15 protein-coding genes and 1 pseudogene are annotated in these 12,623 nt (G+C 59.1%); 11 read left to right on the top strand and 5 right to left on the bottom strand.

Annotation, left to right across the window (positions count from 1 at the left end; translation table 11 throughout):
* Positions 1–49 precede the first annotated feature (49 nt).
* Complete coding sequence (locus tag ACIPL2_RS17215) at positions 50–370, bottom strand: hypothetical protein (RefSeq protein ID WP_401358112.1); 321 nt, start codon at positions 368–370, stop codon at positions 50–52.
* Positions 371–501: 131 nt separating this feature from the next.
* Entirely contained in the window at positions 502–1,092 is a 591-nt protein-coding gene (locus ACIPL2_RS17210; protein WP_401358111.1) for a cysteine hydrolase family protein, read from the bottom strand.
* A gap of 240 nt (positions 1,093–1,332) precedes the next feature.
* On the opposite strand from ACIPL2_RS17210, the gene prmB reads away from it, so the two are divergent.
* Entirely contained in the window at positions 1,333–2,241 is a 909-nt protein-coding gene (gene prmB / locus ACIPL2_RS17205; protein WP_401358110.1) for a 50S ribosomal protein L3 N(5)-glutamine methyltransferase, read from the top strand.
* A gap of 110 nt (positions 2,242–2,351) precedes the next feature.
* On the opposite strand, the gene ACIPL2_RS17200 is transcribed toward prmB, so the two are convergent.
* Positions 2,352–3,143, bottom strand: coding sequence for a hypothetical protein (locus tag ACIPL2_RS17200; RefSeq protein ID WP_401358109.1), 792 nt, complete (start codon positions 3,141–3,143; stop codon positions 2,352–2,354).
* 99 nt (positions 3,144–3,242) lie between these two features.
* On the bottom strand, positions 3,243–4,241 hold the full coding sequence (locus tag ACIPL2_RS17195) for an alpha/beta hydrolase (RefSeq protein ID WP_401358108.1): 999 nt from the start codon (positions 4,239–4,241) through the stop codon (positions 3,243–3,245).
* A gap of 83 nt (positions 4,242–4,324) precedes the next feature.
* Between ACIPL2_RS17195 and aroC the strand changes: the two genes are divergently transcribed.
* The 4 genes and pseudogenes from aroC to ACIPL2_RS17175 all read left to right on the top strand — a co-directional run bounded on the left by aroC (position 4,325) and on the right by ACIPL2_RS17175 (position 7,233).
* A complete protein-coding gene (aroC, locus tag ACIPL2_RS17190) occupies positions 4,325–5,416 on the top strand; it encodes a chorismate synthase (RefSeq protein WP_401358106.1) in 1,092 nt (363 codons plus the stop codon).
* Positions 5,417–5,449: 33 nt separating this feature from the next.
* Positions 5,450–6,595 carry an MFS transporter gene (locus ACIPL2_RS17185; protein WP_401358104.1) on the top strand — a complete coding sequence of 382 codons (1,146 nt, stop codon included), beginning with the start codon at positions 5,450–5,452 and terminating at the stop codon, positions 6,593–6,595.
* A pseudogene (locus tag ACIPL2_RS17180) lies at positions 6,571–6,675 on the top strand (methylthioribulose-1-phosphate dehydratase); the annotation flags it as partial. The gene ACIPL2_RS17185 and the pseudogene ACIPL2_RS17180, both read left to right, overlap by 25 nt.
* 12 nt (positions 6,676–6,687) lie before the next feature.
* Positions 6,688–7,233, top strand: coding sequence for a 1,2-dihydroxy-3-keto-5-methylthiopentene dioxygenase (locus tag ACIPL2_RS17175; RefSeq protein WP_401358102.1), 546 nt, complete (start codon positions 6,688–6,690; stop codon positions 7,231–7,233).
* Positions 7,234–7,433: 200 nt separating this feature from the next.
* On the opposite strand, the gene ACIPL2_RS17170 is transcribed toward ACIPL2_RS17175, so the two are convergent.
* Positions 7,434–7,712: a DUF3509 domain-containing protein gene (locus ACIPL2_RS17170; protein ID WP_401358101.1), complete on the bottom strand. Its 279-nt coding sequence runs from the start codon at positions 7,710–7,712 to the stop codon at positions 7,434–7,436.
* A gap of 343 nt (positions 7,713–8,055) precedes the next feature.
* On the opposite strand from ACIPL2_RS17170, the gene ACIPL2_RS17165 reads away from it, so the two are divergent.
* The 6 genes from ACIPL2_RS17165 (at position 8,056) to ACIPL2_RS17140 (ending at position 12,438) form a co-directional block, all read left to right on the top strand.
* Entirely contained in the window at positions 8,056–9,894 is a 1,839-nt protein-coding gene (locus tag ACIPL2_RS17165) for a long-chain-acyl-CoA synthetase (RefSeq protein WP_401358099.1), read from the top strand.
* Positions 9,895–9,991: 97 nt separating this feature from the next.
* Positions 9,992–10,510: an ankyrin repeat domain-containing protein gene (locus ACIPL2_RS17160; protein WP_401358097.1), complete on the top strand. Its 519-nt coding sequence runs from the start codon at positions 9,992–9,994 to the stop codon at positions 10,508–10,510.
* 152 nt (positions 10,511–10,662) lie between these two features.
* Positions 10,663–11,193 carry a hypothetical protein gene (locus ACIPL2_RS17155; protein ID WP_401358095.1) on the top strand — a complete coding sequence of 177 codons (531 nt, stop codon included), beginning with the start codon at positions 10,663–10,665 and terminating at the stop codon, positions 11,191–11,193.
* 70 nt (positions 11,194–11,263) lie between these two features.
* Positions 11,264–11,455 carry a PLDc N-terminal domain-containing protein gene (locus tag ACIPL2_RS17150; RefSeq protein ID WP_253438614.1) on the top strand — a complete coding sequence of 64 codons (192 nt, stop codon included), beginning with the start codon at positions 11,264–11,266 and terminating at the stop codon, positions 11,453–11,455.
* Between the two features lie 194 nt (positions 11,456–11,649).
* The gene (locus ACIPL2_RS17145) at positions 11,650–11,883 is read left to right on the top strand and encodes a hypothetical protein (protein ID WP_401358094.1); all 234 of its coding nucleotides are present in this window, start codon (positions 11,650–11,652) and stop codon (positions 11,881–11,883) included.
* A gap of 213 nt (positions 11,884–12,096) precedes the next feature.
* Positions 12,097–12,438, top strand: coding sequence for a ribonuclease E inhibitor RraB (locus tag ACIPL2_RS17140; RefSeq protein WP_059404670.1), 342 nt, complete (start codon positions 12,097–12,099; stop codon positions 12,436–12,438).
* Positions 12,439–12,623: the final 185 nt, after the last annotated feature.

Raw genomic sequence — 12,623 nt, 5'->3', positions numbered from 1 at the left:
TTACCCAACTCGAGACGAATGAGGCGCGAGAAAACGCGAAGCGTTCGGCTCAGTCGTGTTTTTTCATCAGGTGCGGGGAAATGTTCAGCTCGCGCGATTGACGCGAACGGCGCCGGCAACGACGCCACAGCCACACGCCGATGTACAGCACGAACAGGCCGATCGCCAGAATCACCGCCGAACCGGTCCGGTTGGTGTTCAACTCACCCAGGGCGGGTGCGTGGCCGAGCAGGCTGGCAGCACCGGCCATGGCGAGCAATACGCCGCACATTGCCAGCAACGCCGCAATCGCTGCGCCGATTCGAAAACGCCAGTTGCGTTGGCCTTTGGGCCGCAAGCGGCGAGCGTCAAAACCATCGGATAACTTCATTCCGACCTTCCTCAATGGGTATCGGCCCTTCGACCGGGAGTTGACCGGGATGTTCCTGAGGCTAAGACAATTACAGCAAATGATAGGCTTTTACGGATGAGCGGCGGCAGGCACCGCTCACCGAAGGTCGATCAGATCAACTCTTGCGTCAGGGCAACGACTGCAAAATTGTCCGCCATGATTGCCATTTCGGTCTGTTGAACGTGCTCGGCGCTGAGGACCTTGCCTTTGTAGGGCAAGTCGCGGGTAGCGCAGGCGTCTTCAACAAGGGTGCAGCGAAAACCCAGGTTTTTCGCCGCACGCACGGTGGTACTGACACTGGAGTGGCTCATGAAACCGCACACGACCAGGTCCACCGAGCCCAGTTCTTCCAGGCGCTTTTTCAGGTCCGTGCCATGGAATGCACTGGGCAGGATTTTTTCAATTCTGATTTCACCGTCCAGCGGCTCCAGCCCGGGAATGAATTGCCCGCGCTCGCCACGTGGGTCGAACAACCCGCCGACTGTGCCGAGATGGCTGACATGCACAATCGGCCGGTGGGCGGCACGGGCAGCGGCCACCAGTTGCTTGATGTTCGCGACGGCAGCATCCATGCCGCTCAGGGCCAGGGGGCCGCTAAGGTATTCTTTCTGGGCATCGATGATGACAAGGGTCGCGTGACCCAGTTTGGCTGCTGCATAACCGCGGCCGCTGAGTTGAAACATCGTTTGTGGAACGGACATTCTGGGGCTCCTTCGGGTGGGGCTTTTGCGACATTGTCCTCTGGCTGAGCGCTTCTGTGAATCGCTACTATCGTAGGCGCCGTCATTGCTGGCCCGTAGCCTTGTCAATAGGTCCGTTTTGTTCAATGGCCAGTCGATAAAATAGAATAGTCCTACATTTGCCTCGGCGTGTTTCCCGCGTCGTCGCGGCGCGTTTTGGCTGTTAGAATCGCCAGTCGTTTTTTCTGGAGTTTGCCTGCCGTGATCACTTCCCGCCTTCGTACCCTGCGCGACCATATTCGTTGGGCCGTCAGCCGCTTCCATGGGGAGGATCTGTTTTTCGGCCATGGGACCGACAACGCCTGGGACGAAGCCCGTCAACTGGTGTTGGGTGCCTTGCACTTGCCGTGGGAAATCGCCGACAGCTACCTCGACTGCAACCTGGAGGACGACGAGCTGGTCAATCTGCAACGCCTGCTCAAACGTCGCATCGAAGAGCGCATTCCTACGGCTTACCTGTTGGGTGAAGCGTGGTTCTGCGGCATGTCGTTTATCGTCGATGACCGCGTGCTGATCCCGCGATCGCCGATTGGCGAGCTGATCGAAAATCGTTTTACGCCGTGGCTGGCCAACGAGCCTGCGCGAATTCTCGACCTGTGCACCGGGTCCGGTTGCATCGGCATTGCCTGTGCCTACGAATTCCAGAACGCCGAAGTGGTGCTGGCCGATCTGTCGTTCGAGGCGCTGGAAGTGGCCAATCAGAACATTGAGCGCCATGGCGTCGATGAGCGGGTGTACACGGTGCAGGGCGATGGTTTCGACGGTTTGCCGGGGCAGCGTTTCGACCTGATCGTGTCGAACCCGCCTTACGTCGATGCCGAAGATTTCGCCGACATGCCGGACGAATACCAGCACGAGCCGGAGTTGGGCCTGGCCTGCGGTGATGATGGCTTGAACCTGGTGCGGCGGATGCTCGCCGAAGCGGCGGATCACCTGACCGAGAAGGGCTTGTTGATTGTCGAGGTGGGCAACAGCCAGGTTCACGTTGAAGCGCTGTACCCGGAAGTCGACTTCGCCTGGCTGGATTTCGAGCGCGGCGGGCATGGCGTGTTCATGCTGACGGCGGAACAGTGCCGCAATCACCAGGCATTGTTCGCTTCCCGCGTCTGACCTTGGGACGCCTTCGCGGGCAAGCCTCGCTCCTACAGGTTTTGTGGCGTGCCCAAATAATCTGTAGGAGCGAGGCTTGCCCGCGAAGGCCGCGCCACGCTCTCAAACCGTTACCGGTGCGTTGCAATCCAGATCAACAACCCCGCCTGAAACACCGCAAACGCCACCAGACAGGTAATGGTGAAGCGCAACCCCGCGTCTTCGCGCTTGTACTTGCTGACTTTTTCCTCGTGTTTCTTCAGCTTCACCTCCTGCTCGAGCAGATTCTGCTCGGCCTGCTGGAGCATCTGCGCCGCCTCGAGGATTTCCACCACCTGCAGTTTTTCGCTGTTCCAGTCACCCAGCAGGTCGCTGACCTGTACCTCTTTGACGCTGCCCTTCAAATGCTGGGCGTCGGCGTAGACCACGTCGAAACCGTGCATCCGCAGAAAGTGATCGCGGCGCAGGCGCGTGTCTTCGTTCAGCGCGTCCTTGTTGTTCAGGTCGCTGCCGTCGACGGTGTAGCCGGGCCATTTCTTCTTCGCCCAGGTCACCCCTTGAGCCGCCATGTACCGCCCGATGCCACGGTTCATCGGTTCGATCTGCAAACCGCTGTCGGGACCGAAACGCACGCGTTTTTCAGCGTGGTCGACCCACACGTCCAGATGATTCTGTTCCTTGCGCACGCGCTGGCCGGGCAGCGTGATGCTCATGCGCAACAGGCTGTGCTCTTTGTCGTTGCGCTCGGCGTAGCCGAACTCGACAAAACGCAGTGGCCGCCCCCCGGTGTTGCGGTCGGTCTGCAACGGCGCCAGGCGGAGCATCTTGTGGTGCTCGGCGTGGACGTCCGCCCACGGCAGCTCGACCGCTGGCGGTGCCTCTTTTTCAGCGGTGGTGTCGGGTGAAGTCTGGGTATCGGTCATAACGGCGAGGTCCTGTCCAAGCGCTGCTTGCCGCCAGCCATAGCGCTGGCGACAAAGGCTTATCGGCCGTTTTTTTCAGGACTGGAGGGCAAACCCTTCTTAACTGGGACGAAGTCCGTCAATAAACCCGAGGATTCGCGCACCCAGTTCGGCCGCCAGCGGCAATTGTGGGTCCTTATAAGAAGCCAGCTGCCGTTTGACGTCGTTGGGCACGATGCGCATGACGTGGTTCATGCCTTCGATCAATGCCAGTTCGGCGTCCGGTTTGGCCGCCTGGAGCAGTTTGGCGTCACCGACACCGACCTGGATGTCATTGCTGCCCTGGATGATCAGCGCCGGCATTTTCAATTTGGCGAACGCCGCTGCCGGGTCCTGGCGGAACAGCGAAATCAGGTACGGCTGCACGCTTGGGCGGAAAATCACCTGTAACTGTGGCGGCACGTTGTCGTCAGTGCGACCGGCCTTGAGGCTGTCGAGCAGTTCATTGCTGCGCAGCAACAGGGGCGGTGGCAGGCGATTGCTCAGTTGCTGACGCAGCACCTGATCGATCGGCCGGGCGCTGCCGGACATCGAAATCACCGCCGCAGCATCGAGACTCGGCGCCGCCAGGCTGGCAATCAAGGCGCCTTCGCTGTGCCCCAGCAGAATCAGTTGGCCAAAGCGCGGGTCGGCTTTGAGTTTCTGACCCCAAGCCTCTGCGTCGGCGACATACGCCTCCACCGACAGATTACGCTCGTCCGGCGTGGCCGCCAGGCTTGCCGCCACGCCGCGCTTGTCGTAGCGCACGCTGGCGATGTTGTGTTTGGCCAGCACCCAGGCCAGTCGTTTGAGACTGTCATTGCGCCCGCCGTCGGGGTTATTGCCGTCACGGTCTGTAGGACCGGAACCGGAAATGATCAGGACAACCGGCACAGGCTGGTCGGATTTTGGCAGCAACAGCGAGCCGAAAAGCTCCCCGGTGCCGGTATCCAGACTGATCGGCCGTTGCAGGACAGTGGCCTGAACAAAGCCGGTAAACAAGGTAAGGCTCAAGGCTAGAACTCGCAGCATCATCACGCCATCATGAACAAGATGCCGGTTGGACTCACGGGCACCCATAAGGTTCGAGGATGAACTACTTGGGTAGCCTGCGTATACTGGCGCGCATTACGTATTCAGGTTCATTTCACGGAGCGTCCTGCATGTCCGGCAATACCTACGGCAAGCTGTTCACTGTCACCACCGCGGGCGAAAGCCATGGTCCGGCGTTGGTCGCCATTGTCGACGGCTGCCCGCCGGGTCTGGAGATTTCCCTGGAGGATTTGCAGCGCGACCTCGATCGCCGCAAACCCGGCACCAGCCGCCATACGACCCAGCGCCAGGAAGCCGACGAAGTCGAAATCCTCTCCGGCGTGTTCGAAGGTCGCACCACCGGTTGCTCCATCGGCCTGTTGATCCGCAACACCGACCAGAAGTCCAAGGACTACTCGGCGATCAAGGATCTGTTCCGCCCGGCCCACGCCGATTACACCTACCACCACAAATACGGCGAGCGCGATTACCGCGGTGGCGGTCGCAGTTCGGCCCGTGAAACCGCGATGCGCGTGGCCGCCGGGGCGATTGCGAAGAAATACCTGGCCACCCAGGGCATCGTCATTCGTGGCTACATGAGCCAGCTTGGCCCGATCGAAATCCCGTTCAAGACTTGGGATTCGGTGGAAGAAAACGCCTTCTTCAGCCCTGATCCGGACAAGGTGCCGGAGCTGGAAGCCTATATGGACCAGCTTCGTCGCGACCAGGATTCGGTCGGCGCGAAAATTACGGTCGTCGCTGAAGGCGTAATGCCCGGCCTCGGCGAGCCGATTTTCGACCGTCTCGACGCCGAACTGGCCCATGCGCTGATGAGCATCAACGCGGTCAAGGGCGTGGAAATCGGCGCCGGTTTCGCCAGCGTTGCCCAGCGTGGCACCGAGCACCGCGATGAAATGACCCCGGAAGGTTTCCTCAGCAACAACGCGGGCGGCATTCTCGGCGGCATTTCGTCGGGTCAGCCGATCGTTGCGCACCTGGCATTGAAGCCAACGTCGAGCATCACCACGCCGGGCCGTTCGATCGACATCCACGGCAACCCGGTGGAAGTCGTCACCAAGGGCCGTCATGACCCGTGCGTCGGCATCCGCGCCACGCCGATCGCCGAAGCGATGATGGCCATCGTGCTGATGGATCACCTGCTGCGCCACCGTGGGCAAAACCTTGACGTGCGCGTGAGCACTCCGGTGTTGGGTCAGCTTTAATGGCTGACCTTTCGGCCACTGCGGTCTGACACCGTGGCGGAGCTCCCGTACTGGCGGCTCTCCAGTTTCTATCTGTTCTATTTCGCCTTGCTCGGTTCGACAGCGCCGTTCCTGGCGCTGTACTTCGATCACCTGGGCTTTTCCAGCGCGCGCATCGGCGAGCTGGTGGCGATCCCGATGCTGATGCGCTGCGTGGCGCCGAACCTCTGGGGCTGGCTCGGTGACTACACCGGCCGGCGCCTGGCCATCGTGCGTTTCGGCGCGGTCTGTACGTTGTTGACGTTTTCGCTGATTTTCGTCAGCAAGACCTACGCCTGGCTGGCAATGGTCATGGCCCTGCATGCCTTCTTCTGGCACGCGGTACTGCCGCAATTCGAAGTCATTACCCTGGCGCATTTGAAGGGGCAGACGTCGCGCTACAGTCAAATCCGGCTCTGGGGTTCGATCGGTTTCATCATCACCGTGGTTGCGCTGGGCCGGTTGTTTGAATGGCTCAGCCTCAACATTTATCCGGTGGCGCTGGTGCTGGTCATGGCCGGAATCGTGGTCAGCAGTCTGTGGGTGCCGAATGCTCAACCGCCACAGAGCGATCGAGTGACGGGAGAAGGTTTTCTCAAACAATTGCTCAGCCCCGGTGTGTTGGCGTTTTACGCCTGCGTGGCATTGATGCAGATGAGCCACGGTCCGTATTACACCTTCCTGACCCTGCACCTTGAGCGACTCGGTTACAGCCGTGGATTGATCGGCATGCTTTGGGCGGTCGGCGTAGTTGCCGAAGTGTTGATGTTCCTGGCCATGAGCAAGATCCTCGCGCGTTTCTCGGTGCGTCGGGTGCTGCTGGCGAGTTTCCTGCTGGCGGCGCTGCGCTGGTTGCTGCTCGGTTCGTTCGCCGAGTTTCTCTGGGCGCTGTTGTTTGCCCAAGTGTTGCACGCGGCGACGTTCGGCAGCTTTCATGCGGCGGCCATCCAGTTCGTGCAACGTAGTTTTGGCGCGCGCCAGCAAGGGCAGGGCCAGGCGCTTTACGCGGCGCTGGCCGGCATCGGCGGCGCCTTGGGGGCGTTGTATTCCGGCTACAGCTGGAACGCGCTCGGCGCGACATTGACCTTTAGTATTGCAAGCCTCGCAGCGTTCGCGGCAGCCGTTATCATTGCGACCTGTATGCAAGAGGACAGGGCATGAGCAGTGCGCTGCGCCAGATCGAGGCCTTTGAATTTTTGTTCGAGTGCGAGTTGAAGACGCGCTCCTTGTTGAACCGTTAAGGAGTTGCCGCCATGAGCAGCCTGTCCGTTTATCACCTCTCCAGCCCTGAACTGCCGAACAAGGTGCTGACCCATTTCGAAGACATCGCCTCGACGCTGGCCGAGCAGGGCGTGCGCTTCGACCGCTGGCAAGCCGCCGCGAAGATCCAGCCGGGTGCCAGCCAGGAAGACATGATTGCCGCTTATCAGGCGCCAATCGACAAGCTGATGACCGAGCGCGGTTACCTCAGCATCGACGTGGTCAGCCTCAACAGCGATGACCCGCAAACAGCCGAGATGCGTGCCAAGTTCCTCGACGAACACTGCCATGGCGAAGACGCAGCACGATTTTTCGTCGCCGGTCGTGGGTTGTTCAGCCTGCACATCGACGATTACGTCTATGCCGTGCTCTGCGAAAAAAATGACCTGATCATCGTACCGGCCGGTACGAAGTACTGGTTCGACATGGGCGAACACCCGCACTTTATAACGATCCGTCTGTGCAAAAGCCCGGAAGGCGGCGAGGCCAACTTCACCGGCGATGACATCGCCAGCCGCTTCCCGCTGCTCGAAGACTGAGATCACGACACCGGACCTGTAGGAGCAGAGCTTGCTCGCGAAAGCGGTATGTCAGGCAACATCAATGTTGAATAGCAAACCGCCTTCGCGGGCAAGCCTCGCTCCTACAGGTTATAGGTACAGATTTGCGGGATTACAGAAACAACTCAGGCCGTGAAGCGAAAGCTTGCACGGCCTGTTTGTTTGCAGCGCACAACGGTTTATGCCGAGTGGTAGGTCGGCAAAGCAAACCGCTGCTGGCTTTGCAGCATCGAGATCTGAGGCAGTTCGCTGGCCTGTTCGGCAAGGTCACGGCGAATCGCGCTGATCACCCACGACAGCTGATCGCCAGCATGCAATTGCTGGTAGGAAATCGAGCGTTTGAAGACTTTACCTTCGGTACTGCGCAGGGTCAGCAGAATGCCACCGTCAGGTCGTGCCTGGGTGGTCACGTCGAAGTTGGAGAACAAGGACGAAAATTTTTCTTGGATCAGGCTCATGTCTGTCAGCTCCGTTAGCTCTTGAATGGCAAGCATGCAGAGGTAGTTGCAGTGATTGTGCCAGCACCAGATTTTTTAAAAGTCCTTATAAATCAACAAGATAGTTTTTCACTGTTTTTTTACTTTCGTGCAATCTGCATGAAAGGCCATCGTGCATCCTGCATTTTGCGTGGTCGGTGAAGATTGGATGGAACCAATCGGCCGGGCCGCGGTTCACGTTATCCGCCGCCTCGGCCGCGGATACAAAACATTTCAAAAACCGCGTGTACAGCTCAAGAACCGCTGACGTATTTTCGGGATCAATCACCGCCGCCCGACAATAAGAACATCGAACGGGAGCCACATGAGCCGCACGCCGAACCACACGATTACCTGGGGCATGATGCTCCGCAAGCTGCCTTCCATTGCCAAAACCATTCCCCGAGTGGTGAAGGGCATGAAAGTCGCCAACATCAAGGACCCGACCCAACCGTGCGGCCTCGGCTGGAGCTTCGAGCAAGCCACCTCGCGCAATCCCGACGGCCCGGCGCTGCTGCACGGCGACGTGTTGCTGACTTATGCACAGGTCAACCAGTGGGCCAACCGCATCGCTCATCACTTGATCGCCCAAGGCATTGGCAAGGGCGATGGGGTCGCGGTGTTCATCGAGAACCGCCCGGAACTGCTGGTGACGATTTTGGCGGTAGCCAAGGTCGGTGCGATCAGTGCCTTGCTCAATACCTCGCAGACTCGCGATACCCTGGTGCACAGCCTGAACCTGGTGGCGCCAGCGGCGATCATTGTCGGCGAAGAGCTGGTCCCGGCGTTTACTGCGGTTCGCGATCGAGTGTCGATCGAGGCGTCGCGCACCTGGTTTGTTGCCGATCAAGACACCTACAGCCATCCGGGTATTGCGCCCGACGGTTTCATCAACCTGATGACTGCCAGTGTCGACGAGCCTAGTGACAATCCCGCCAGCAGCCGGCAGATTTTCTTCGACGATCCTTGCTTCTATATCTACACCTCGGGCACCACCGGGTTGCCCAAGGCCGGTATCTTCAAGCACGGCCGCTGGATGCGCAGCTCCGCAAGCTTCGGCATGATCGCGCTGGACATGCGTCCCGAGGACATCGTTTATTGCACCTTGCCGCTTTATCACGCCACCGGGCTGTGCGTGTGCTGGGGCTCGGCGATCAGCGGCGCCTCGGGGTTTGCCATCCGTCGCAAGTTCAGCGCCAGTCAGTTCTGGAACGACGTGCGCAAATACCGCGCGACCACCCTCGGTTACGTCGGCGAATTATGCCGCTACCTGGTGGATCAACCGGCCAGTGCCGACGACAGCAAACACGGCGTGACAAAAATGATCGGCAACGGCCTGCGCCCCGGCGCATGGAGCGAGTTCAAGACGCGGTTCGGGGTGAACCACATCTGCGAGCTGTATGCCGCCAGTGACGGCAACATCGGCTTCACCAACATTCTCAATTTTGACAACACCGTCGGTTTTTCCCTGATGTCCTGGGAGTTGGCGGCGTACGACCACGACAGCGGCGCACCGATTCGCGATGCCGAGGGTTTCATGCGCAAAGTCGCGAAGGGCGAGCAGGGGCTATTGCTGGCGAAAATCGACGACAAGGCGCCGCTGGACGGCTACACCGATCCGCAGAAGACCGAAAAGGTTGTGCTCCACGACGTGTTCGAGAAGGGCGACCGTTACTTCAACACCGGTGACCTGCTGCGCAATATCGGTTTTGGTCACGCGCAGTTCGTCGACCGCTTGGGCGACACCTACCGTTGGAAGGGCGAAAACGTCTCGACCACTGAGGTCGAGAACATCCTCCTGCAGCACCCGAATATTTCCGAAGCCGTGGCTTACGGGGTGGAAATCCACAACACCAACGGCCGCGCCGGGATGGCCGCGATCACGCCTGCCGAATCCCTCGCGACTCTGGATTTCAGTGAACTGCTGGCCTTCGCCCGTCAGCAAATGCCTGCCTACGCAGTGCCGTTGTTCCTGCGGGTGAAGGTAAAAATGGAGACCACCGGAACCTTCAAATACCAGAAGACCCGCCTCAAGGACGAAGCCTTCGACCCGACTAAAACCGGTGACGATCCGATCTATGCCTGGCTGCCGGGGACCCAGACGTATGTGCAGGTGACCGAGCAGTTGCTGGCGGACATTCAAAGCGGCAAGCACCGTTATTGAAGGTGCCTATGGCCGTCCATGAGAAAAAAGGAGTGACAGTCTTGGAGCTGCTCGGGAAACTGTCGGCTTTCCGATTGACCGAATGATGGAGTCCCTCATGTCAGACCAAAGCCGCCAGATGACCCCCGAAGAAGCTGCTGAATTTGCCGAACAGGTATTCAACAAAGCGCGCGAGGGCGATGCGGCCATGATGGCTGCGCTGCTGACCAAGGGCCTGCCGCCGAACCTGCGCAATCACAAGGGCGACACCTTGCTGATGCTGGCCGCGTACCACGGCCATGTCGAGACTGTGAAAGTCCTGCTCGAACACAAGGCCGACCCGGAAATCCGCAACGACAACGGCCAAAGCCCGATTGCCGGCGCGGCGTTCAAGGGCGACCTGGCGGTGGTCAAGGCGCTGGTCGAAGGGGGCGCGCAAGTGGAAGGCTCGTCGTTCGACGGCCGTACGGCGCTGATGATGGCGGCGATGTTCAACCGCGTCGAAATCGTCGACTACCTGATCAGCAAGGGCGCCGACCCGAAAGCCAAGGATGCCAACGGCGTCTCGGCGCTGGATGCAGCCAAGACCATGGGCGCCGTCGATACCACCGCGCAGCTAGAAAAACTGCTCGCGTAATCTGTAGGAGCGAGGCTTGCCCGCGAAGAACGATGATGCGGTTTAACAGTAAAACCGAGTAATCGTTCTTCGCGGGCAAGCCTCGCTCCTACAATACGATTGGGGGTATCCTTCGCGCCCTCAAATTTCCCTCGCTACAGGATCTGCCCCTCATGAAAGCCGCACTCATCGAACTCATCAGCAAAATCAGCTCCGGGTGCATGAGCGACGACGAAATCCTCAAAGTCGCTGACGAAGCGGCCCAGGCCTACGCCGATCCAGAGGCTTTTCTGACGGCCAATCCAGACATCAACTACGACGACACCTTCCCGATGCCCTTGGGTGAATGGGTCGTGGTGGGTAGCCTGCCCGAGACCGTGCTGTTCCAGGCCGACACCTACATGGACTTGTTCGCGCAGATCGTCGCCTCGTTCGGCCCCGGTGTCGATTTCAATATCAAACCCAAGCAACTGGCCAAGACCGAAGCCTTGACCGCGCTCAATCGCATTCAGGTGCAGATGAGCAGCATGAACAAGGAAAACGGCGGCTACGTGCTGATGAACTTCAGCCAACTGCTCGACGATGAACTGCAAGTGGTCCTGGTCTTCGGCAACGACGTACCGCGCGTGCTCGAGTTGTGCGCCGAAGTCGGCATCGCCGCCGCGCCGTCCCTGGAAGCCTTGAAAGTGGCGACCCACGTTTGATGGAATAAAACGGAACCCTTGCCATGGCCGGCTATCCTAAAAGGGCAAACCACTCTTAGGGAGCGTCACCATGGGTTCCACGTTCAACGGCCTGATTGGCCTGATCATTCTTGCCCTGGACATCTGGGCAATCATCAACGTGCTGAAAAGTGGCGCCGACACCGGGATGAAAATCGTCTGGGTGCTGCTGATCCTGTTGCTGCCAGTCCTCGGCCTGATCATCTGGGCCATCGCCGGGCCACGAGGCAACGTACGTATCTGATTCCGGGCATACCTGTAGGAGCGAGGCTTGCCCGCGAAGAACGATGACGCGGTCTTCCTGTTAAACCGCATTATCGTTCTTCGCGGGCAAGCCTTGCTCCTACACGTAATACCGGCAATCCGGTTGAACGAACAGTCAGTGTAAAAGTCCAGATAGTTGTAAGCCCATTTGCGGGTTTGATCGAGGAGGCACTGATGCAAAAGTGGAAAATCACTTTCGTGGATGATCACGGCGAAACGGTCGAAGAAGTCTTTGAGTGCGATGAGTGCCCGGATAACGAGCACGCCGCCAAACTCATCAAGGCCCGGCTCCTGCCTGTCGCTGCCGAACTGGATCTGAACGATCTGGAAGGGCGAACCGCTGATGCGAGCGTTAAAAGTCTCAAGACCCAGAACAGCATAGAAATCCTCGGCATCACGCCAATCTGAATATCTCCTGTCGCATTCTCAACCAGACCTTGGCAGCGCCTCTATCTTGGGGCTACTCTGCAATCGAGATCAGCGAACGGATCGCTAAGGTCTGGTCTTGTCAGCTACATGCTTGTGTCCCAATGGCAATTTGCTTGCCGCATCGCGCGCAGCGTCAGGTTGCGGGCGTCGGGAGTACGGAAAGTCTATCCATCGGTTTGAGGAGGACGTTTCATGAGCACAGCCTATCAAGAAGACATCAGCAGCAGCGTGCTGCGCCGCATGAAAGAAGGCGGTTTTGACTTTTCACGATTCCATCCCATCGAGTTCTACGCCATTTTCCCGGACGAGGAGCGGGCGCGCAGGGCGGCAGGGCATTACTGTGGTGAATCCTTGAATGCACAAATCAGCGTGCGCGACGACGGCGCGTGGTACCTGGAACTGAGCAAAGTGATGTACGCCACCTACGACGGCATCGGCGACTTTGAGCAGGACTTCGAGGCAGTGGTCGAGCCTTTGGGCGGCATCATCGAAGGATGGGGCGTCAAGCAGGAGGTACGAGGGCTACTCGCATAACCTTATGAACAGTGACAACGCTCAGCAACGGCTGACCTTCGGGTTGGCCGTTTTCGTTTGTGCAGCGAAAAGATCGCAGCCTCGTTGCACTCGACAGCTCCTACAGGGAGGCCGTGTTTTTCTGTAGGAGCTGTCGAGTGCAACGAGGCTGCGATCTTTTGATCCTGTTTCAAGAAAACAAAAAA

This window comes from Pseudomonas sp. NPDC086251, assembly GCF_044746405.1.
Taxonomy (GTDB): domain Bacteria; phylum Pseudomonadota; class Gammaproteobacteria; order Pseudomonadales; family Pseudomonadaceae; genus Aquipseudomonas.
This window is presented reverse-complemented; position numbering and strand designations above follow the sequence as displayed.